We start from the raw sequence: 23,035 nt of genomic DNA, 5'->3' as shown, positions 1-23,035 counted from the left end.
CCTCAAGGCTGATAATAAGTCTCCGCCCCCGGCCCTACCGGCATTCCCAGCACAAAGACCCACAGGTAAAACAAAATCGTCCAGCCCACAAAGAACACCATGGAGTACGGCAGCATAGTAGCAATCAAGGTACCCATACCCAGATTCTTTTTGTATTGAGTAGCAATGGCCAGGATCAGGCCAAAGTAGCTCATCATGGGGGTGATGATATTGGTCACCGAGTCACCAATCCGGTACGCCGCCTGAATGGTTTCCGGGGCAAAGCCTACCAGCATTAGCATGGGCACAAAGATCGGTGCGGTAACCGCCCATTGCGCTGAGGCGCTGCCCAGGGACAGGTTGACCATGGCGCACATCAGAATAAAAAAGATAAACACTTCCGGGCCGTCCAGGCCCATGGCCTGTAAAGCTGCGGCGCCTTTTACTGCCAATACGGTGCCGAGATTAGTCCATTTGAAGAAGGCTACAAACTGAGCGGCGAAAAATACCAGCACGATATAGAGCTTGAGGCTGCCCATGCTTTTCGCCATGGCGTCGATGACATCGCGGTCGTTTTTCATGGTGCCTGCAACCTTACCGTAGGCAAAACCTGGCAGCGCGAATACCACAAAAATCATCACCACAATGCCCTTGAGGAAAGGCGACCCAGCCACTGCGCCAGTTTCCGGGTGACGCAAAATTCCGTTCTCCGGCACGATGGATAGTGCCAACAAAGCGCATATAACCAAGAAGGTGACACCTGCCGCCTTCAGGCCCCTCTTCTCTTGAACAGTCAGGGATTCAACCTTCTGTTCACCCAGATTGATCGACGCTTCACTGGCGTTATAGGTACCCAGCCGCGGCTCGACAATTTTCTCCGTCACAAACGCACCCAGGCCGGTAATCAGAAAGGTACTGATAATCATAAAGAACCAGTTCATTTCCGGGCCAACTACATAGTTGGGGTCGATCATATGGGCGGCGGCTTCGGTAATGCCCGACAGCAGTGGGTCGATGGTGCCCAGCAACAGATTAGCGCTGTAGCCACCGGATACCCCGGCAAAGGCGGCAGCCAAACCCGCCAATGGATGACGGCCCAAGGAGTGGAAGATCATTGCCGCCAGCGGGATCAGCACTACATAGCCCAATTCAGAGGCGGTATTGGAGATAATACCCGCGAACACCACTAACACCGTTACCGTGCGGCGTGAGGCATTGACCACCATGCCCCGCATTAAGGCGGACAACAGCCCAGAGTGCTCGGCCACAGAAACCCCCAACAATGCCACCAGTACCGTACCCAGTGGCGCAAACCCGGTGAAGTTAGTGACCAGCCCGGCCATGATGCGTTGCAAGCCCTCGGCGTTAACCAGGGAGATCACCTCAATCACACCATCCGCTTCACGCCCTGCTGCTCCCACCGGGCGTGGGTCAGCCACCGACACCTCCAGATACCCCAGCAAACCGCTAAGCAGGTAGATAAACAGGGTAAACAAAGCAAACAGGCTGACCGGGTGAGGCAATAAGTTGCCCAGCCATTCCACCACACCTAAGAAACGGGCAAACCAGCCACCCTTTGGAGTCCCCTCGTCGTATTCAACATTATTATTGGTATTCACTTACTCGCTCCATCCAGTCACAGCCCACGGGCAAAACACAAAAACAGATAATAAGGCTTATTAAGGCCCGTTCACACTAGACATAAATACCTACGAATCTGGAGTTTGTATCGATTTAAAAGGATTAAGCCGCCTAAAACTAATACTTTTGAATGACATTTAGAACAAATATAAAGACTCTGGGAATTATTTCGTCAAAAAATTGACTATAGTGGGAGCCAAGCTACCTGTATCGATTTTTCAATGAACTACCCTATTCCCGAAAACGAAGAAGCACGTATCAAAGCGCTGGCAGAGTATCAGCTGCTAGATACACTTCCCGAGCAGGAGTACGACGATATTGTGCAGGTGGCCGCACAAGTCTGTAAAACCTCGATGTCCACTGTTGTGCTGGTCGACAAGAAACGTAACTGGTTAAAAGCAAAGTACGGCACCGACCAGGATTCTGTCCCCCGTGAAATGGGAATCTGCACCCATGTGATTTTACAGCGCGACATGATGGTGGTGAATGACACTCACAAACACCCGGTTTTTAAAGATTTGGAAGTAGTTACCAAAGCCCCGCACATTCGTTTTTACGCTGGCGTCCCTATTTTCAATCCACAGCAACACGCTTTGGGCACCTTGTGCGTGCTCGACCACCAACCCAAAGCCCTGACACAAGCCCAACAGGACAGCCTTAAAGCTCTATCGCGCTTTGTCGGTTCCCTGTTTGATATGCGCCGCTCTCTGGTTAAGCAAGAGTTCGAAAACAAGCTTTTACAGAAGTACCACAGCGACATCACCCAAGTTAACAATGAGTTAAAAGCGTTGAGCTTAAGCGACGAGCTGACTGGCTTGCGCAACAGGCGCGCATTCAATCAGGAGTTAAAACGGGAATTTGCCAGCCACAAGCGTTACTCAACCCCTTTGTCACTGTTGCTGCTTGATCTGGATAATTTTAAGCAGGTCAATGATAACTACGGCCACCAAGCAGGTGATAAAGCTCTGGAAATCGTGGCCAACCTGATGCTGCCCGTTTTTCGCGACAGCGACTTGTTGGCCCGCTATGGCGGCGAAGAATTTGCTGTGCTGTTACCTAACACCAATCTTGCCGATGCCCAAAAAGCAGCAGAGCGAATTCGTCGCGCCATTGCCAACAACCACTGTTGCCCACAAAAGCTGACGGTAAGTATTGGCGCGGCTTCTGCCGATGAATTTGATGATGCCGCAAGACTCATCAAACAAGCTGACGAAGCCTTGTACAGGGCCAAACAGCAGGGGCGTAATCGCGTCTGCCTTTGAAGCTAAGGTTTTAATGGTGAGCGTATGGCCTCTTTGTTCATGCATCGATACACTAGGGCCTGTTTACACTGACTGAAGCCCGCCTAATGCACCGCCTGATTATTGTTATTGCCGCCTTGTTTGCCGCTTGGTATTGGTGGTCAAAACTCAAAGCTTGCCCCCCTGAAAAACGCCGCAATTTTTTGCTGTGGTCCGGTTTTTGGGGAGTGTTGGGCATTTTGGTCATTCTTGCAGTCAGCGGGCGAATGCACTGGCTTGGAGTGGCAGTTGCTGGCTTGGTGCCACTGTTCAAAGGATTGCTCGGGCTCGCATTAAGAATACTGCCGTTATTGAATTTGCGGCGCCGCGCCGACAGCCAACAAGGGCCGGCAACGCCAACTTCTCAGCAGGGCAATATGACCGAGCAAGAAGCTTGGGACACCCTTGGCCTTGAGCCGGGCGCCAGTAAAGAAGATATTGTCCGCGCACACAAAAAGTTGATTCAAAAGCTGCACCCAGATCGCGGCGGCAACGACCATTTGGCCGCGAAAATCAATCAGGCCAAGGACAAACTGTTGTCGTAATCTTTTATGGCGCGCGACATCTGCCTACTCAGGCCTGCACTTGCACAGTCTGCCCTTGAAAAGTCACCGCCTGCCCCGCGCGAATTTTACAGCGCTTACGCAATTCAACCTCGCCATCCACAGTGACCAATCCATCCGCAATCAGCAATTTTGCCGTGCCGCCACTGTGAGCCAAGCCGGTGAGTTTTAACAGGTTATGAAGCTCCACAAACTCCCGGCCTTCCAGTTCAAACTGTTCCATCGTTAACCGTCCGCATCTTCCATCACCCAGGCCTGGGCCGCGGCAATTCGGGCGACAGGCACCCGGAATGGGCTGCAAGATACATAGTCCAGACCGAGCTTGTGGCAGAATTTTACCGAGATAGGGTCGCCGCCGTGTTCCCCGCAAATACCGTATTTGAGGCCTTTCTTGGCACGCTTGGAATCTCTGATCGCCATTTTCATTAACTTGGCCACCGCCCGTTGGTCCAGAGACACGAACGGGTCGTGTTCGATCAGCTTCTTATCCAGATAGCTGGGGATAAAGGTACCGGCATCATCCCGAGAAAATCCGTAGGTCATCTGGGTTAAATCGTTGGTGCCGAAGCTCATAAATTCCACCGCCGGCGCCAAGCGTTTTGCGCCCAGGCAAGCCCGTGGTGTTTCCATCATGGTGCCAATTTTGTAGGGGATGGAGAAACGCTGTTTGTCCAAAAGGCGGCGAATGCGCTGATCGATAATATCTGTTACCAGGCGAATTTCCCGCACATTCACCACCAGGGGAATCATAATTTCCGGCATCGGCCGATAGCCTTTTTCAGCCGCTTCGATGGCAGCAGAGAAAATTGCATCGATCTGCATTTCGGTAATTTCCGGGAATACCACGGACAAACGGCAGCCGCGAAAGCCGAGCATGGGATTCACTTCGCTCAAGCGCTGGCTAATGGCTTTTATCTGTTGTTCCGATTTGCCGGTACTGGCTACCAGTCCTTCAAGGCTATCGCCATCGTGAGGCAAAAATTCGTGCAATGGCGGATCAAGCAAGCGAATGGTAACCGGCAGCCCTGCCATTTCTTTGAACAAGCCGAGCATGTCCGCCTGCTGGAACTCTTTGAGTTTTGCCAAGTGCTGTCGGCGCTCTTCTACGGTTTCAGACAGCACCATGGCGCGCATCACATCAATGCGATCAGCCGCAAAGAACATATGCTCAGTACGGCACAAGCCAATGCCTTGCGCACCCAGTTCACGAGCCTTGGCCGCGTCTTCCGGGGTTTCGGCGTTGGCCCGTACTTTCAAGCGGCGGTAACGATCAGCCCAGCCCAGTATGGTCTGAAAATCTTCGCTGGCGCTGGCTTCCATTTTGGCAATCTCTCCCAGCATCACCTCCCCGGTGGAGCCATCCAGGGTAATGACATCACCGCGACGCATCACCACACCGCTCTCTGTCGTGGCAGTGCCCGCACTGTAATCGATAGTCAGGCTGCCACAGCCGGTAATGGCACAAACCCCCATACCCCGGGCAACCACAGCGGCGTGAGAGGTCATGCCGCCCAGTTCAGTGAGAATACCCTCGGCCACTTTCATGCCGTGAATATCCTCCGGGGTGGTTTCACGGCGTACCAACACCACTTTCTGCCCTTCCCCGCTGCGCGCTACCGCTTCGTCCGCAGAAAACACCACGCAACCGGTTGCCCCACCGGGGCTGGCAGGCAGGCCAGTGGCCACCGGCTCGGTTTTCGCCGCCGGATCCAGCATCGGGTGCAACAGAGCTTCCACGTGTTCGGGGGTCACACGTAGCAAGGCTTCTTTTTCACTGATTAATCCTTCGTTCACCATATCCACCGCCATGCCAATGGCGGCGTGGCCAGTGCGCTTACCGCTGCGGGTTTGCAGCATGTAAAAACGGCCTTGCTGAACCGTAAATTCAATATCCTGCATATCGCGATAGTGTTGTTCCAGCATAGCCTGGGTGCGATACAGCTCGTCGTAGACGTCTGGAAGGCGCTGCCTCAGCGCATCGATAGGCTCTGGGGTGCGAATACCCGCGACCACATCTTCGCCCGCCGCATTAAACAGGAATTCACCAAAGAACGCTTTTTCGCCAGTGGAGGGATTGCGGGTAAAGGCCACCCCGGAGCCGGAGTCATCCCCAAAGTTGCCAAACACCATGGCTTGCACGTTGACTGCCGTACCCAGGGATTCGGGAATGTTGTTCATTTCCCGGTAAACCTGTGCCCTCGGGGTATACCAGGACAGGAACACCGCTTCGATGGCAAGACGCAGTTGTTCGTAAGGGTCCTGAGGGAAGTCCACCAGGGTTTTGAAAGTGTTGATAACGGCCTGCCAGTCTTCGGCAGTCATATCAACATCCTGGGCTTTGCCGTGTGCCTTTTTGTAGGCTTCGATTTCGTGCTCAAACTTTTCACCATCGACACCCAACACCACATCCCCAAACATCTGGATAAAGCGCCGATAGCAGTCGTAGGCAAAGCGAGGGTTGGCAGTCTTTTTCGCCAACCCGGCAGCGATATCGTCGTTCAGACCAAGGTTAAGGATGGTGTTCATCATCCCCGGCATGGAGATCGCCGCCCCGGAACGCACGGAGAAAAGCAGCGGGTTTTCCGGGTCACCAAAGCGCGCACCCATTTCTTGCTCCACCAGCTCAAGGGCAACACGGTATTCCTGATCCAGCTGTGGCGGCAGTTGATTGCCCGAATCAAAAAATTCCTGGCAAGTGGGTGTGGTAATCACAAAACCGTAGGGAACAGGCAGCCCAAGATTGGTCATTTCGCACAGGTTGGCACCTTTGCCGCCCAATAACTCTTTATCGTCCTTGCTGCCTTCGTTAAACAGGTAAACACGCTTGGCCATAACAGCCCCCCACTGTTGTTAGTTACTCTTGTTAAGCTAAATAGTCACCACAAACTTTATGATATCTGCATAAATTGGTACAGATGCTCTTGGTCAAACGGCCAATTCAATTCGCGATCATCCACAGCCACAACAGGTATGCTGGTGCGGTATTGCCGCAACCAACTCACATCACTGGTGATGTCACGCTCTATCAGCTGATGACCGGTGGCGGCAATCACCGGGTAGATCACTTGTTTGGCCTTCTCGCACAAAGAGCAATGAGGGCCGGTATATAAAACAAGCTGTGAGGCCATGACGTTAACCCCTACTCGCCCCGCCGCTTAATGCGCCAGCAATTGTGAATCTTCGAGTTGCGCTGAAAATCCGGGTCGATGGTGTCCCGGGTAATATCTTCCACATCCAGAAAGCTGAGCACATCTCCATCCATCTGAAAACGACGGAAATTGTTGGAAAAGTACAGCTCACCACCGGCTGCCAACAGGCGTACGCACTGGCGAATCAGCAAGCCGTGATCCCGCTGGATATCCAACACCCCTTCCATTTTCTTGGAGTTGGAGAACGTGGGTGGATCGAGCACGATCACATCGTAACGCTGATCCCCCTCAGAGGCCTCCTGCAGCCATTTCAAACAATCGGCACGCTCCAGCTGGTGCTTGTTGAGATCAAGACCATTGAGTTCAAAATTGCGCCGCGCCCAATCCAGGTAGGTGGGCGACATATCCACACTCAAACTGCGGCTGGCACCCCCTAAGGCGGCCTGCACACTGATGCTGGCGGTGTAGCAAAACAGGTTAAGCAATGACTTACCCGCCGCTTTTTGGTGAACCAGACGCCGCAAGGGGCGATGATCCAAAAACAGCCCGGTATCCAGGTAATCTTTGAGGTTAACTTCCAGTTTGGCAGCGCCTTCGGCAACGGTACGCACTGCCTGATTATCCGCACTTTCCGCATTTTGGCGCTGGTACTGGTCACTGCCCTTTTGGCGCTTGCGCTGTTTAAAAAACAGCTCGCCCTCGCCCAACTGAAGAGCCTCCTGTAATCCTTGGCGGGCTTCGCGAAGGCGGCGTCGGGCATCCCGTGGGTCAATGGTTTTTGGCGGGTCATACTCTTGCAGGTGCACCGCTTCGCCCTGCTCCGTGCGGTAGATATCCACCGCCACTGCATACTCAGGCATATCCGCGTCATAGAGGCGATAACAGTGGATATTCTCCCGCTTGAGCCAGGATTTGAGCTTGCGCTGGTTTTTGGTGATGCGATTGGCAAACATCTTCGCACCCTCAGATAACGCCTCTGGTTCTGTTGGCTCACTGGCGGCCAGCGACTGTTGATTCACTGCAAACAACAACAGCTTGCAGGGAATGGCACCGTTAAATAGCCGATATTGCTTGTGGGCGCGCAGGTTCATCTCCGGACCCAACTCCGGGTTGCCGGTAAATACCGCGGCCTGCCAACCGGGGAACTGGCTTTTAAGGCGCTCACCGAGAAGATGGTAAAGATCCCGCAGTGCCTCCTGCTCCCCCAAGCGCTCACCATACGGGGGGTTGGTGATGACCAGCCCCGGGGCAAGGGTTTTATGGGTAGGCTGTTTGAGCTCTTTCAAAGGTTTGGGGCTAACTCGCACCCATTCCGCCAACCCCGCTTGTTGGATGTTTTCTTCGGCGGCACGTATGGTTCGACCATCCACATCGTAGCCGCGTATTTCAGGGATTGCCTTGTCACGCCCGTTCTGACGGCGCTGGCGAGCTTCTGCCAGCAACAGTTGCCACTGGTTATCATTGTGATCCGGCCAATGTGTGAAAGCAGGCACATCACCCGCTTCTTCTCGCAGCAACCCCGGTGCGACATCCAGGGCCATCAGTGCCGCTTCGATCAGCAAGGTGCCGCTGCCGCACATGGGGTCGATCAAAGCGCCACCCGCCTCTGCCACTTGCGGCCAGTTGGCGCGCAACAGCAGTGCGGCTGCCAGGTTCTCTTTTAGTGGCGCGGCGGTATTGGCTGCGCGATAGCGACGTCGGTGCAAGCTGTCGCCGCTAAAATCCAGCGCCAAATGCAACCGACTTTTACCGCCTTTAATTGAGGCAAGGTGAGCTTGTATCCAGATGTCAGGGTTTCGCGTATCCACATTCGGCCTGGGCAAGCCCTGTTCGCGAAAGTGATCGACGATGGCGTCCTTTACCCGGCGGGCACCGTACTGGGTGTGGGTAATGTGTTTGTTACCACCGCTAAAGCGAACAGCGATGGTTTTTTCAGAACCCGCTTTTCCAGAACCACTCTTTTCAGAACCACGCTTTCCAGAACCAATGTACCGTGACCAGTCAACGTTTTTTGCTCCTTGATATAAGCTTTCGTCATCGCTGACCAGGCTGTGATCCAACTGCAATAACAGGCGGTTAGCCAGCCGCGACCACAGGCAAATTCGGTAGGCGGATTCCAGGCTGGCACGACATGAAACCCCGGCCACAGTCTCACGAATGTCGCTGGCTCCCAGCTCATCCAGCTCTTTTGCGAGCAATTGTTCCAGACCTTTGGGGCAGCTGGCCAGCCAGTCAAATTTGGTATTCGTCATTACTTAATTTTCACAAAACCTGTGTTTTTACAGAAACAATGGTTAATTTTGCATTCCAAAACGCTATAAAAATCCTACCGCTAAGAAAAATATATTCTTCGACAAAACTCCTGTTTTTTGTTCTAGTTAGCAGTCCGTTGTGACGACGGAAAAATGTAACCACGGCACGAAGTTTCGTATTACCGGCCCTCTTTCGACCCCTTGTCGGGCCTTTTCAGGAGGACACTAAAACGATGAAAACTCAGAAACGTGACTCTTCACACCGCGCGTTTATCAAAGGTTACCAAGCTGGCTACAACGGCAAACCAAAGGCTTTTTGCCCTCACATTGCAGACACATACAACGCCATGGAATGGCAACGTGGATGGCACGAGGGTCGTGAAGATCACTGGTCTGGATACAACCAATTTACCAGCCACCAAAAGGCAGTTAATTTACAGTAAAGCAATCCACGGGCAGCCAATGCAGAACAGCCACCCGTTACTTTTTACCCCTGGGCTTACTGCCCATCCCTAGAGCCTGCAACGAGGCTTTGGAAGCGGTTACAGGACGCGATTGCGTCCGCCGCTTCCCTTACTAGTTTCGGCCCCTGATAAATAAACCCGGTGTACACCTGTACCAAGCTGGCACCAGCTTCTATTTTTTCCACCGCATCAGCGCCACTGCAAATCCCCCCTACGCCAATAATTGGCAGCGCCCCTTCCAGCACTTCGTGTAAACGAGCGATGACTTGTGTGGATTTCTCTCGCACTGGCGCACCACTGAGTCCACCGGCCTGCTCTGCCAGTGGCGAATCCGCCACCGCATCACGGGATATGGTGGTATTGGTGGCAATCACGCCGTCAATTTTCTGCTTCACCAAAATTAGCGCGATATCATCCACCCCAGCTTCATCCAGGTCTGGGGCAATCTTCACCGCAAGAGGCACATAGCGACCGTGCTCATCCGCCAGGCGGGCCTGGGCCTGTTTCAAGGTGGCCAGCAATTCACTCAGTTGCTCGCCAAACTGCAGATCACGCAATCCGGGGGTATTCGGTGAGGAGATATTGACCGTAATGTAGTCCGCATGGGCGTAAACTTTTTCCATACCTATCAGGTAATCGTCCGCCGCCTTTTCCACCGGAGTGTCGAAATTTTTGCCGATATTGATGCCCAGTACTCCGTCATAACGACGGCGCTTTACTCGCCCGACCAAATGATCCACCCCCAGGTTGTTAAACCCCAGGCGGTTGATAATGGCCTGATGCTCAGGCAAGCGGAACATTCGAGGTTTGGGATTGCCCGGCTGAGGGCGCGGCGTCACCGTACCGATCTCTACAAAGCCAAAGCCCAACGCACCCAGGCCGTTGAAATAATCACCATTCTTATCCAAACCCGCAGACAGCCCTACCGGATTGGGGAAGCGAATGCCCATAACCTCCACCGGAGCAGATACAGCGGGTTTGGCGAGCTTCATCAAGCCCAGGCGTTCGCTGCAGCCGATGCTATCCAGAGCCACTTCGTGGGCGGTTTCGGCGGGTAAGGTAAAAAGAGCTTTGCGGGCCAGATCGTACATAAATCAATTCCAGAAAATGAAAAACCCCGCTACTGGGGCCTGTCGACACTAATTGAGCTATCACTGCTGGGAGCCATTTTTTTGCCCAGCAAGGCAGAAGGAGTGCCATGTAGCCGCTCTACATAAGCGACTGATAACACAGCTGGGCGGAAAAATGGCCCCAGCCCTTCGGGTTGTGACTAAAAAAGTGCTACTCAGTGTTGCTCGTCGCTTATTTGGAATGACCAAACCACACGACTCGCGCCTTGATTAGCGCTTTTTTAGCCACAACAGTGGCAACTCAATTAGCGTCGACAGGCCCTAATGTAGCGGGGCGTAATAGTAACGCAAAGTGATGGCTTTCCGTTACTCCGCAGCCAGAGCCTGGCGAGACGCGGTGCTGCGGGACAAGTCCTGCAACTCACGCAGCGCTACTGAATACATAGCAAAATCCTGAGTGGTTGTGGAACGCAGTTCCTGCACGGTTTCCATCCAGCGATCGACCAGTTGCTCGTGCTTGTCGTGCCAGTCATCGAGAATCTTCTTGATGTCTTTCTGCTGGCCGTATTCTTTGAGCACAGCCAGTGTCAGCTCACGACGGTGAGCTTCCAGCTCATCCACAAAGGACTCACGAGCAAAGTCTTTCCAGCGGTTTTCAGGCCGCAGAGACACGATTTGATCGCCGAACCAGTCGAGAGCGAGTTGGTTGCCCATCAGGTGGTAGAGCTCAATAACATATTCCACGGGAATGTTGTTATTGATGGACATTTCCGCCACACCCAAAGCGAAATACAAGCTATTGGAGCTGGCCGCCAGTTCGGCCGCTTGCGGGCTAACGCCGTTGCTGATCAGGTTGCCGTGCAGGGTATCCCATTTTTGTTTGTGATCACCCACCATAATTTTAGGCAGTACCTTGAGCACTTTTTCCATTTTCATGCGCATTTTGGGAACCAGCTGAGCGGGATCCAGAGAACCACGCCAGTTGCGCAGTATCCAGCGAGTGGCACGGCGGCCAAGGCGCATGTAGATGGTAATCAGTTCAAGTTGTAGAGCAGAAGAAACTTTGTAATCCAGAGCTTCCAGATCTGCCCACACCTGTGGCAGCTTAAAGATGTCGCGAACAATAGCGTAGGCTTTCAACACCTCACCTGCCGTGGCACCGGTGGACTCCACCTGACGCATGTAGAACGTCAGGCCCATGGTGTTGATCAACTCATTGGCCAACTGAGTAGCGATGATTTCACGCTTCAGGCTGTGCTCATGAATCTGTGGCAGGTACTTCTTGCGCATTTGCTGCGGGAACAAGCTCTCTACCGCTTGCGCCATGTACTCGTTGTCCGCCACGTCAGAATCGATCAGGGCTTCTTTCAACTCTACCTTGGCGTAGGAGATCAACGTAGACAGTTCTGGGCGAACCAGACCCTGGCCGCGACCGTCACGCTCACCCATTTCCTCATCGCTGGGCAGGAACTCCAGGGCACGGTCCAGACGGCCTTTTGATTCCAGGGTAGTGATAAAGCGCCAGTACTCGGCCAGGTTACTGTGGCAGTGGAATTCAGCAACACTGATGGCCTGGGTTTGCTGGTAGTTGTTATCCAGTACCAGGTCAGAAACATCGTCGGTCATCTTCTCCAGGAAGACGTTGCGCTGTTTGGTCGTCAAATCCTCTGTGGCCACCAGCTCATTCAACAGAATCTTGATGTTGACCTCGTGGTCCGAACAGTCCACACCACCGGCATTATCGATAAAGTCGGTGTTACAAGCACCGCCGTTCTGACAGAACTCAATACGACCACGGTGGGTCAAGCCCAGGTTGCCGCCTTCACCGAATACCCGGCAGCGTAGGTCTTTACCGTTAACACGCAGGCTATCGTTGGCGCGATCGCCCACTTCGTCGTGGTTTTCATCAGTGGCTTTTACGTAGGTACCAATACCGCCGTTCCAGATCAGATCCACCTCGGACTTCAGCAATTCGTGAATCAGCTCAGTGGGCGGTAACTCGTCTGCCTCGATACCAAAGGATTCCTTGATTTCCGGGGTCAGCACAATGGACTTGGCACTGCGATCAAACACACCGCCACCCTTGGAGATCAACTTGCTGTTGAAATCCGCCCAGGTGGAGCGAGGGGTATCAAACAGGCGCTGACGCTCTGGGAAGGTCGCCGCCGCATCTGGATTGGGGTCGATAAAAATATGCAGGTGGTTAAACGCTACTTTAAGGCGGATTTTGTCGGACAGCAGCATGCCGTTACCGAATACGTCACCACCCATATCACCGATACCAATTACGGTAAATTCGTCTTCCTGAGTGTTGACGCCAATCTCGCGGAAGTGACGCTGTACCGCCACCCAGGCACCGCGGGCAGTAATGCCCATACCTTTGTGGTCGTAACCGTTAGAGCCGCCAGAGGCGAAGGCGTCACCCAGCCAGTGGCCGTACTCTTCAGAAATATCGTTGGCGATATCTGAGAAGGTGGCGGTGCCTTTGTCAGCAGCCACAACCAGGTAAGGGTCGTCCTCATCTCTGCGCACCACTTCTTTCGGAGGCACAATTTCACCGCCAACGATGTTGTCGGTCACATCCAGCAGGCCGCGAATAAAGGTCTGGTAGCAGGCAATGCCTTCGGCCATAAATTCTTCACGACCATTGGTTTGGTGCAGATTTTTGGCCACAAAACAGCCTTTGGAGCCGGTGGGTACAATCACCGCGTTTTTCACCTGCTGGGCTTTTACCAGGCCCAGCACTTCGGTGCGGTAATCTTCCATACGGTCTGACCAACGCAAACCGCCACGGGCCACCTTGCCGCCGCGCAAGTGCACACCTTCCATACGGGGGGAGTACACGTAAATTTCAAACTCAGGCCGCGGCTTGGGCGCTTCCTGCAACTGGTGAGTGGCCAGTTTGATGGAAATATACGGCTTGTTCTTACCATTCTTATCGTGCTGGAAGAAGTTGGTACGCAAGGTGGCGTTAATCAGGTTCAAGTAGGTACGCAGCACCTTGTCTTCACTAAGGTTGGATACCGCATCCAAGTCAGCGGAGATCTTTTTGGTCAAGCGCGCTGCACGCCCTTCCCCTTCGTGGGTGGGGTCAAAGTAGCTCTTGAACAACGCCACCAGGTTGCGAGCCGTATCCAGGTGTTTAGACAGAGTATCGGCAATAAAGCGCTGCCCCAAGCTAAAGCCGAGCTGCTTCATATAGCGACCGTACATACGCAGCATCGCTACAGAGCGCCAGTCTAAACGCGCGCCAATAACCAGGCGGTTAAAGAAGTCATCGTCGGTTTCACCCATCCAGATTGCCTGGAAGGCGTCCTGGAAGTTGTTGCGCACCGAAGGCACATCCACACCCACGCCCATGCGGAATTTCAGGGTGAAGTCAGATAGATGCACTTCGCCTTTGCTGGTGTTGATGATGTAGGGGTGTTCACCCAGTACCTGGAAGCCCAGGTTCTCCAACAGCGGCACCATGGACGACAGGTCCAGCGGCGTATCTCGGTGGAACACTTTAAAGCGCATCACGTCTTTGGCCACTGCCGGTGGCTGATAGAAGCTCATCGCAATTTTGTTGTCGCTATCGATGTTTTCCACCAAACCGATATCCCCGAGGGCACCGCGGGGATCAAAGTGTTCCTGGTAGGAAGTGGGGAAGCCACTGGCGTAAACCCGACAAATACGCTGGCCTTCTTCTTCGCCGTAATGGTCAACAACAGCGGAGCGAAGGTCATCGCTCCAGTTGCGGGTAATCTGGATAATACGCTGCTCCAGATCCGCCACATCCAGCTCTTTGTAGCTTTCGCTGTTGACTCGGAAAATAAACTGGATACGAGCCAGCACTGACTCGGACATGTAGGTATAAAAATCGCGACCGGTGGCATCCAGCTGCTCACTCAGCATCGCCTCGATGCGGTGACGCACATTGGTGTTGTAGAGGTCGCGGGGGATATACACCATACAGCTGACAAAGCGTTCGTAGGCATCGGTGCGCATGAAAAAGCGCACCTTGCGGCGTTCGTTGATCTGCCAGGTATCGACGATAGTGCGGTAGAGCTCGTCTTCGGTGCTTTGAAACAACTCATCGCGAGGGTGCACATCCAGCAATTGTTGCAGGGCTTTGCCGTCGTGGCTGCTGGTCATCAGCCCGGAGCGCTCCATCACCCGCTTCACCTTGTTGCGCAGCACAGGGATCAGCGATGGCTTCATGGTGTACACAGGCGACGTGAACATACCCAGCAAGCGCACCTCGCCCACCGGTTTGCCATTGCCATTGAGTTTTTTAACAACGATGTAGTCGGCGTGGATGCTGCGGTGTACTCGAGAGCGAACCGATGAATAGGTAAAGGCCAGCAGATCATCGCGCTCGTAAAACGCTTTAACACCAGGGTTTAGAGATTCCAGGTCAGCACTGGTCTGCTTGGTACCGTGCAACCGGAATAGACCCAGACGTTTGTCTTCCAGCTCGGTCACCACCTGTTTGCCCTTCACCGTTTTCAGGCTGTATTCAGAGCAACCCAGGAAGGTGTAGTAACCGCTGTGCATCCACTTCAACAATTCAGTAGCGTCGTCGCGCTCTTCTGCAGGCACGCCCTTTTTCAAGGCAGCGGTTTCATCAGCGAGTTTGGCAACACGATCCAGCATCGGCCGGAAGTCTTGCACCACCACAGACACATCGCTGAGTACATCCGCCAGGCCATCGGCCACTTCATCCAGCTCTTCCTGAGAGGAGTGCAAATCAATCAAAAACATCATCAAGGCTTCTTGCTGGCCGGTTTTGGCCTCGGTGAAACCGCCGAAGTCGCCCTTGGCGTTGCGCTTGGACTTGGAAATGATGCTCTTACTGAGGTGGATATTGATGCCGCGGTTTTTCAATTCAATACGCAGGGAGTCCACCAGGAACGGCATGTCGTTTTGCAGCACATACACCACCGAGTGGGGGCTGAGCCAACCATCCTCTTCCAGGGTGGGGTTAAAGACCCGGATCTTGGGGCCTTTTTTGCTGTCGTACTGCTGAGTAAAATCCCAGGCGGAACCCACCAAGCCGGACATATCACTAACCGGTACGCTTTGATATTCCTCAACAGGTAGCAAGCTGAACAACTTGTGGGTAAAGGGCAGCAACTGCTTCATATCGCAGTGGGCGTGATCTTTTTTGATCTGTTGTTCTACTTGTTGGTAACGCTCATGGTCTTGAAACTTTTTCACACCTTTCTCCTGGATATTATTGTCTGGCCTGAAGCATCAATACCCCCAGTCAAAAACACCGACAATTGCAGGATTGTGTGCAAAGCAAAAACCCAAACACCGCATACCCGGCACCCCCTCATAGGCAGCAAGGTATACAGTGAATCAAAAGTCAGCGCCTTAGCTGGCAGCTTATTTGCTGGAAGTTTACAATCTTCCGCCCCTAGCCGCACCTACTAAGATGGCGTGGTAATCATCAAATAACAAATAACGGTATACCTAAATGGAATGCGAGCAAATCGACATCCAACACCCGCTACGGGATTTGCGCCAGTGGCTGGACAGCCAGATCGTTGGCCAGAGCCATTTGACTGAGCGTTTGCTGATCGCCCTGCTGGCCGACGGCCACCTGTTGGTGGAGGGAGCACCCGGGCTGGCAAAGACCCGCGCCATCAAAACCCTCGCGGACGGTATCGAAGGCGACTTCCATCGAATTCAGTTTACGCCGGACCTTCTGCCAGCTGACATTACCGGCAGTGACATTTACCGCCATCAAGAAGGCAACTTTCAGTTTCAACCCGGGCCCATATTCCACAACCTGGTACTTGCGGATGAAATTAACCGGGCTCCGGCAAAGGTCCAGTCCGCGTTGTTGGAAGCCATGGCAGAGCGGCAAATCAGCGTGGGCCGCAAAACTTACTCGCTGCCCAAGCTGTTTCTGGTGATGGCCACCCAGAACCCCATTGAGCAGGAAGGCACCTATCCCCTGCCGGAAGCTCAAATGGATCGCTTTTTAATGCACGTATTGGTGGGTTACCCGGCGCCAGAAACCGAACGGCAAATACTGCACATTACCCGCGGCGAAGCCCTGGAAGAACCGGTCGCCCAGCCACCAGTGATCGCCGAAACCGCGCTACTGGCCGCCCGTAAGGCAGTGGCTGGGCTGCATATGTCAGAAGCCGTGGAAGAATATTTGGTGCAGCTGGTACTGGCGACACGCCACCCGGAAAAATACACCGAAGAATTGGCGGGCTGGCTGGAGTACGGCGCCAGCCCACGGGCCACCATTGCACTCGATCGCTGCGCCCGCGCCTACGCCTGGCTGCAAGGTCGCGACTATGTGAGCCCCGACGATGTGCGCAGCGTGGCCCACGATGTGTTGCGGCACCGCCTGATTCTCAGTTTTGAGAGCGAGGCCAAAGGCATCGATGCCAATCAGGTGATCGACAAGTTACTGGCAGTGGTACCGTCGGCCTGAGATCGAACCCATGACAGAGAAAACGCATCAGATGGCGGCCACAGCTAAAGCGTCGCAATTTGCCACCGCAGTTGCCGACATCAATGACTTGGTGGCATTGCGCCACGCGGTCTCTGATCTGGCGTTTTTCCCTCGCAAGATAGTCCGCAGTCAACTGGCCGGGCAGCTTCGTTCGCAGTTTCGCGGCCGCGGCATGGACTTTGAAGAAGTTCGCCACTACCAGCCAGGGGACGATGTTCGCACCATTGACTGGCGAGTAACCGCACGTACTGAAGCGCCACACACCAAAGTATTTCGCGAAGAACGGGAACGGCCGGTGTTTGTGATTGCCGACCTGCGGCGCACCATGCTGTTCGGCAGCAAGCAGCTGAAAATAACCACGGTTTGTCAGCTCACCGCCGCTCTTGCCTGGGCGGGCATTGCCAACAATGACCGGGTTGGTGCGCTGTTGTTTGGTACTCAGCGCCAACTGACACTGAGGCCACGGCGCAGCCACCATAACGCCTTGCAAGTTATTCACAGTTTGCACGACCTGTGCACCGAGCTACCGCAAGCAAACGCTGACCGTTTTACCTTGAGCCACCTGCTGGAAGAAGGTCGTCGCATTGCCCACCCCGGGGCCTCGGTGTTTGTGGTCAGTGATTTCCACGACCTGGACAACACCAGCAAAGAGCACCTTTACAACCTGACTCGCCACTGCGACGTGACTCTGTGCCAGGTCTACGACCCACTGGAGCAACAGCTACCGCCGGGAGGGCTTTACCCCATTGTTAGCAGTGGCAAGCGGCAATTGCTCAACACCCGCAACCGTCAATTGCAGCAGCGTTGTCGCCAGCTGTTTGATAGCCACCAACAGCAATTGCAGCAGCTCACCGGGCAAATGGGTATGGGGTTGTTGAGGGTAAGTACACAGGACTCTGTCCCTACCCTGTTACGGCAAAGCTACAGCAAGCGGAGAAAGCCCGCGTGAACGACCCACTGACGCAACTGCAGGACATTCACCTGCCGCAAACCATTAGCTGGTGGCCATTATCCCCCGCTTTATGGGGTCTGTTGGTGGTTACCCTGGTAATGCTCGCTGCTCTGCTTTGGTGGGCATTTGTCAGCTATCGGCGCAACCGCTATCGACGCCTGACACGCAAATCTATTGCCCATCACTTTAGTGACTATCAGCAGCACAATAATCAGCAGCAACTGTGCCGGCAGTTGTTCAGCACATTGCGCCGTTGCCTGCTGACGTCCGCAAACATTGAACTGGCGGCAGCGGCCAGTTATTCCCTGAGTAACTTGCTGACCGTCGCCGACCAACCCGGCAAAACCTTGTTTTCAAGAGAGTTAATAGCACTTGTAGAGCAGCAACTCTACGCACCAAAGCCACAACCATTATCTGATGAACAACTACAACAGTTACGCCAGAACGCTCTGCAATGGGTCAAGCAGGTGAATACTGCCAAGTTAACCCCCGAGGTGCCCAGCCATGGCTGAATCCAGCGGTTTGGTACTCCAGTGGAGTTGGATACTGTGGCTATTGCCGGTGCCCTGGGTATACCGTCTGGTGCGCCCAGCTCTGCCGCAACAAAGTGCGGCGCTGAATATTCCGGTTTATCAACACCTGTTGGATGCCCAGGAACCCGCCTCTGCACAGCTGCCATCCAGCTGGTTTAATCACGCATTACTGAGCACGGTGTGGCTGGGCTGCCTGCTGGCAGTTGCCCGCCCCACCTGGATCGGTGAGGAAATAGAACTGCCCACCAGCGGCCGCGACCTGCTGCTGGCAGTGGATATTTCAGAAAGTATGGCGGAACCGGATATGCCTCTGGGGCGGGATATGTTGAGGCGCATTATTGCCGCCAAGGCGGTTGTCGGCCAATTTGTGGAGCGCCGCAGTGGCGACCGCCTGGGGTTGATCTTGTTCGGTGGCAGCGCCTACCTGCAAGCCCCTCTCACCTTTGACCGAACCACCCTCAATCAGCTATTGCAGGAAGCGGAACTGGGCATGGCCGGTTCCGCCACGGCCATTGGCGACGCCATCGGACTGGCTGTTAAACAGCTCAAGGAACGCCCGGAAAACCACCGGGTACTCATCCTGCTTACCGACGGTTCCAACACCGCTGGTAGTTTACAGCCGATGCAGGCGGCCGAGGCAGCCACTCAGCTGGGCATCAAAATATACACCGTTGGCATCGGCGGTGGCCGCCGCGGCTGGTTCAGCCGCAATGAAGTCGACGAGCAAACCTTGTTGGCCATTGCCAACACCACCGGCGGCCAATTTTATCGAGCCAAGGATGTGCAACAGCTCAACGACATTTACCACCACCTAGATCAGTTAGAACCCATTGAACAAGACGCAGAAACCCTGCGCCCCAGCAAATCCCTGTTCCACTGGCCGCTGGCAATCGCATTGCTCGCCGCATTAGGCCTGTTGTTGCGCCGTTTTATTCGCGGGGGCACCCATGGCTGACTTGGAATTACTGGCAAACTTTCACCTGTTGCGCCCTTGGTGGTTGCTGGCGATACCAGTGGGCATCGCGCTGTTGTGGCTGAGCCGCAAGCGCTTGTCATCCGGCGACTGGGCAAAGGTAATCGACGCTCGCTGGCTGCCGTTTATGGTGGAATCCGCCACAGCGCGCAAGCACCAGCTTTGGCCCTGGATTACCGCATTGATCATAGCGGCAGTGGCGCTCTCCGGGCCCACCTGGCAGCAACTGCCGCAGCCGCTGCACAAGGACCAAGGTGCCCTGGTGATCCTGCTGGACCTGTCTCCATCCATGCAGGCTCAGGATTTAAAGCCCAACCGCATCACTCGAGCTCGCTACAAACTGCGCGACATCCTGCAGCAGCGCAAACAAGGGCAAACGGCGTTGATCGTATACAGCGCTAACGCCCACGTGGTGACGCCACTCACCGACGATACCGCAACCATTGTGTCGCAACTGCCGGTGCTTACTCCAAGCCTGCTCAGCCCCGCTGGCAGCAATACCGAAGCGGCACTGGACCTGGCATTGCAACTGTTGAGAAACAGCCGCATTACCCGCGGCGATTTACTGTTGATTACTGACGGTGTCGCCAGCAAAGCTCGTACCCATATCTATCAGGCATTGCGTGGCAGCGATTATCGGTTGTCGGTATTGGCGTTGGGCACTGAACAAGGCGCGCCTATCGCCCTGCCCGATGGCGGTTTTGCCAAAGATCGCGACGGCAATATTGTTATCCCCCGCCTCGATCGCCCACCGCTGATTCAGCTGGCCCAGCGCAACAGCGGCCAGTACAGTGACCTGGCTGCGGACAACAGAGATATCGACGCCCTGATGGCTCATATCAGCAGCGCCCAGTCTTCTCCCTTTGAGTTACAGCGAGAAACCTTGCAGCGCACCTTTGACAGCTGGCACGACCAAGGCTACTGGCTGGCGCTGTTGTTGCTGCCACTGGTGGTACTGGCTTTTCGGCGCGGAGCTGTCACTGTGTTGATGGTGGCGCCACTGATCACACTGGGCTCCGTGCAGCCCAGCCATGCCGATGAAGCAGACACTCGCCCTCCCGGCTTTGAACAACTGCCCGATGTCTTGCAAACCCCGGATCAACGGGGCCAAAAGGCATTTCGGGAAAAACGTTTTGAAGACGCTGCTGAAGCGTTTCAGTCTCCGCAGTGGCGCGGTAGTGCCGCCTACCGGGCTGGTGATTACAAAACGGCTCTTGAGGCGTTTCAACAAGACGACAGTGCCACCGGACTGTACAACCAGGGCAACGCCTTGGCACAGCTGGGCCAGCTGGAAGAGGCGATCAAGCGCTATGAACAAGCGTTGGCAAAAGATCCAAACCTGAGTGCCGCAGCCGCCAACAAGGCCTTGGTAGAACAAGCCCAAAAACAGCAACAGCAACAAAGTCAGCAAGACGAAGGCCACGAGGGTTCAGGTGATCAACAACAAGGTGAGGACAGCTCTGGCTCGCCACAGCAATCTCAGCAAGACTCGCCGTCAGAATCCGAGGGCGATTCCCAGCAACAGAGCAACCCGCAACAATCCTCAGCTGACGACCAGCAAGGGGAGCAAAGCCCAGATCAACAGGGGCAGCCCTCTGAAGACCAACAACAGGCCAGTGAACAAAACTCCTCTGAAGGTGAGCAGCAACCAGGCAATGAAGAACAAAAGCCTGTTGCGGGCAGTAGCTCCGACAACTCCGACGAAGAAGCGGAACGCGCTATGGAGCAATTTTTACGCAAAGTACCCGATGACCCCGGGGCTTTTTTGAGGGAAAAGTTTCGCCGCCAACAGCAGCGCCAACAACGCCAAAACCAACCGGAGCGATGGTAGATTAATGACACTGTTTTCACGTTTTCTGTTCGTTTTTTTGCTACTGGCTACGACTCAGGCGAGTGCTGCGACGCTGACCAGTTCGGTTAACCGTTCCACACTGGCCGCCAACGAAAGTCTTGAGCTGACACTGGTTTACAAGGGCGGAAATACTAACCAGAGCATTGAGTTTTCGACTCTGGATTCACAGTTCGAGCGAGTGTCCGCACCGCGCCATCAGCAGAGTTTCCAATGGATCAACGGCGAATCGGAATCGTCGCAAGTCTGGCAAATCACCCTGCACCCGAAAAGCACAGGCACGCTGACCATTCCCGCTTTTGAGCTGGCAGGCGTGCGCAGCCAACCCATCGCGGTTACCGTCAAGGCCGCGGCCACCAAGCCCGACCAGCAAAACCCGGTATTTCTGGAGGCGGAAGCCGATAAAGAATCTCTGTATGTTCAGGAGCAGCTGTTGGTGACCTACCGGCTGTACCACGAAGTACCTTTGGCCAATATCACCCCCGGCTGGGGAGATATCGACAACGCCGAGATTTTGCAGCTGGGGCAAGAGGAATACCAGGCCACACTGGGTGGCCGCCAATACGAAGTGATTGAATGGCGTTTTGCCTTGTTCCCCAACGCCAGTGGCACTTTGGAGGTACCGCCATTTCGAATTAATGCGTACAGCCCCAGTGGCATTCGCTTTCGCAGTGGTCGACGCTTCAACCAGTTCAGCAAATCCCTGGAATTGCCGGTCAAACCCAAACCCGCCAACGGTGGCAGCCACTGGTTACCCGCCAGCAACGTTGAGCTGACCGAGCAAGCCATTGACGCCAATCGGGAGTGGCGGGTTGGCGAGCCGTTAACCCGAAAAATCACCTTGACGGGTATGGGCACTACCTCAACGTTTTTACCGCCTGTGTCTATACCCGACGATACCAAACTTCGCAGCTACCCAGACCAACCAAAACTGGAACAAGCCGCCGCCGGAAATGGCGTTATCGCCAGTCGCACAGAATCCATCGCCCTGGTGCCGACAGAGCCTGGGATCATTACCCTGCCAGCTGTCGAAGTGCAGTGGTGGGACACCAACAGTAACCGGCTAAAAACCGCCCGCCTGGCGGAAAAAACCTTGCAAGTATTGCCTGCAGAAACCCCCAACTACACCCCGCCGACAACCGTACAAACCAACACCGTAGAAGTAGCTACTGAAGAAACACCACACTGGGGCATATGGATATCTGTGGCAATCAACCTGCTTATGGCCATCGCCATCGTTTTGCTGTTGGTTTTTTATCGCCGCAATCACATTGAACCCACCAGCGAACCGCAAACATCGGCCACATCGTCTGCCGGCAACGAAAAAGAACTGTTTGCCAACGTGCGTCGCCACAGCAAAGCGGGCGACACTTTGGCAACCCGCAACAGCATTATCGCCTGGGCAAATGCCTACTGGCCCCAGCAAGCGTCCATGACACTGGATAAACTGGGGAGGTTGGTGAATGACAGCGAACTGCATCAGAAGCTGAACGCGCTGGATCAACAACTCTATGGCCCAACGGCCACCGAAGTTGACCTGCCCTGGATTGCGACACAGCTAAAACGCTTCCGTGCTCATGGGGGTGGTGCTCACAAACCGTCTAATGGTGACAACTTAATGCCACTCTACCCACAGTGAAGAACACAGCATTGAAACAACTCTCTTATCGTTTCAAGGCCGACCATTAGAATACTTCCCCTTCACGCCCCGATGGCACAGCTGGATAGCGCAGCCCCTCCTAAAGGGCAGGCTTCAGGTTCGACAAATTTGTCGGGAACAAATTTGGGCGTCGCAGCGCAGCGAAGACGGTCGCCAGACCGAGGGCCCGGATGGCCCGAGTCAATCCTTTACCGCCGTTTATTCAAACAA

16 protein-coding genes are annotated in these 23,035 nt (G+C 54.4%); 9 read left to right on the top strand and 7 right to left on the bottom strand.

Features of this window, described 5'->3' with window-relative positions; all coding sequences use genetic code 11:
* Positions 1-2: 2 nt before the first annotated feature.
* Positions 3-1,598, bottom strand: coding sequence for an AbgT family transporter (locus KFE80_02055; GenBank protein UTW45719.1), 1,596 nt, complete (start codon positions 1,596-1,598; stop codon positions 3-5).
* Between the two features lie 243 nt (positions 1,599-1,841).
* Between KFE80_02055 and KFE80_02050 the strand changes: the two genes are divergently transcribed.
* Positions 1,842-2,882 carry a sensor domain-containing diguanylate cyclase gene (locus KFE80_02050; GenBank protein UTW45718.1) on the top strand — a complete coding sequence of 347 codons (1,041 nt, stop codon included), beginning with the start codon at positions 1,842-1,844 and terminating at the stop codon, positions 2,880-2,882.
* Positions 2,883-2,968: 86 nt separating this feature from the next.
* Entirely contained in the window at positions 2,969-3,445 is a 477-nt protein-coding gene (locus tag KFE80_02045) for a DnaJ domain-containing protein (protein UTW45717.1), read from the top strand.
* Between the two features lie 28 nt (positions 3,446-3,473).
* Here the strand turns inward: KFE80_02045 and KFE80_02040 are convergent, their stop codons facing one another.
* From KFE80_02040 to rlmKL, 4 genes are read right to left on the bottom strand one after another with little or no spacing between them, the layout of a single operon-like run.
* Positions 3,474-3,686 carry an RNA-binding S4 domain-containing protein gene (locus tag KFE80_02040; protein ID UTW45716.1) on the bottom strand — a complete coding sequence of 71 codons (213 nt, stop codon included), beginning with the start codon at positions 3,684-3,686 and terminating at the stop codon, positions 3,474-3,476.
* 2 nt (positions 3,687-3,688) lie between these two features.
* A complete protein-coding gene (gene ppdK, locus KFE80_02035; protein ID UTW45715.1) occupies positions 3,689-6,295 on the bottom strand; it encodes a pyruvate, phosphate dikinase in 2,607 nt (868 codons plus the stop codon).
* A gap of 56 nt (positions 6,296-6,351) precedes the next feature.
* The gene (locus KFE80_02030; GenBank protein ID UTW45714.1) at positions 6,352-6,591 is read right to left on the bottom strand and encodes a glutaredoxin family protein; all 240 of its coding nucleotides are present in this window, start codon (positions 6,589-6,591) and stop codon (positions 6,352-6,354) included.
* 11 nt (positions 6,592-6,602) lie between these two features.
* A complete protein-coding gene (rlmKL, locus tag KFE80_02025; GenBank protein UTW45713.1) occupies positions 6,603-8,864 on the bottom strand; it encodes a bifunctional 23S rRNA (guanine(2069)-N(7))-methyltransferase RlmK/23S rRNA (guanine(2445)-N(2))-methyltransferase RlmL in 2,262 nt (753 codons plus the stop codon).
* Positions 8,865-9,097: 233 nt separating this feature from the next.
* Here rlmKL and KFE80_02020 point away from each other — a divergent pair, with 233 nt between their 5' ends.
* Positions 9,098-9,307, top strand: coding sequence for a ribosome modulation factor (locus KFE80_02020; protein UTW45712.1), 210 nt, complete (start codon positions 9,098-9,100; stop codon positions 9,305-9,307).
* Positions 9,308-9,363: 56 nt separating this feature from the next.
* On the opposite strand, the gene KFE80_02015 is transcribed toward KFE80_02020, so the two are convergent.
* Both KFE80_02015 and KFE80_02010 read right to left on the bottom strand, forming a co-directional pair.
* Entirely contained in the window at positions 9,364-10,419 is a 1,056-nt protein-coding gene (locus tag KFE80_02015; protein ID UTW45711.1) for a quinone-dependent dihydroorotate dehydrogenase, read from the bottom strand.
* 345 nt (positions 10,420-10,764) lie between these two features.
* Positions 10,765-15,600 (bottom strand): NAD-glutamate dehydrogenase, encoded by a 4,836-nt coding sequence (locus KFE80_02010; protein ID UTW45710.1) that lies wholly within the window; start codon positions 15,598-15,600, stop codon positions 10,765-10,767.
* A gap of 262 nt (positions 15,601-15,862) precedes the next feature.
* On the opposite strand from KFE80_02010, the gene KFE80_02005 reads away from it, so the two are divergent.
* From KFE80_02005 to KFE80_01980, 6 genes are read left to right on the top strand one after another with little or no spacing between them, the layout of a single operon-like run.
* A complete protein-coding gene (locus KFE80_02005) occupies positions 15,863-16,837 on the top strand; it encodes a MoxR family ATPase (protein ID UTW45709.1) in 975 nt (324 codons plus the stop codon).
* A gap of 10 nt (positions 16,838-16,847) precedes the next feature.
* Positions 16,848-17,807, top strand: coding sequence for a DUF58 domain-containing protein (locus KFE80_02000; protein ID UTW45708.1), 960 nt, complete (start codon positions 16,848-16,850; stop codon positions 17,805-17,807).
* Positions 17,804-18,322, top strand: coding sequence for a DUF4381 domain-containing protein (locus tag KFE80_01995; GenBank protein ID UTW45707.1), 519 nt, complete (start codon positions 17,804-17,806; stop codon positions 18,320-18,322). The genes KFE80_02000 and KFE80_01995 overlap by 4 nt, the downstream gene beginning before the upstream one ends.
* Entirely contained in the window at positions 18,315-19,298 is a 984-nt protein-coding gene (locus KFE80_01990; GenBank protein ID UTW45706.1) for a VWA domain-containing protein, read from the top strand. Before KFE80_01995 ends, KFE80_01990 begins: the two co-directional genes overlap by 8 nt.
* Positions 19,291-21,147, top strand: coding sequence for a VWA domain-containing protein (locus KFE80_01985; protein ID UTW45705.1), 1,857 nt, complete (start codon positions 19,291-19,293; stop codon positions 21,145-21,147). Before KFE80_01990 ends, KFE80_01985 begins: the two co-directional genes overlap by 8 nt.
* A gap of 4 nt (positions 21,148-21,151) precedes the next feature.
* The gene (locus KFE80_01980) at positions 21,152-22,804 is read left to right on the top strand and encodes a protein BatD (protein UTW45704.1); all 1,653 of its coding nucleotides are present in this window, start codon (positions 21,152-21,154) and stop codon (positions 22,802-22,804) included.
* Positions 22,805-23,035: the final 231 nt, after the last annotated feature.

It is taken from the genome of bacterium SCSIO 12696 (genome assembly GCA_024397955.1).
In the GTDB taxonomy this organism is placed as follows: Bacteria; Pseudomonadota; Gammaproteobacteria; order Pseudomonadales; family Porticoccaceae; genus SCSIO-12696.
Note: the sequence above shows the minus strand (reverse complement) of the source record. Positions and strands in the feature narration are given on the sequence as shown.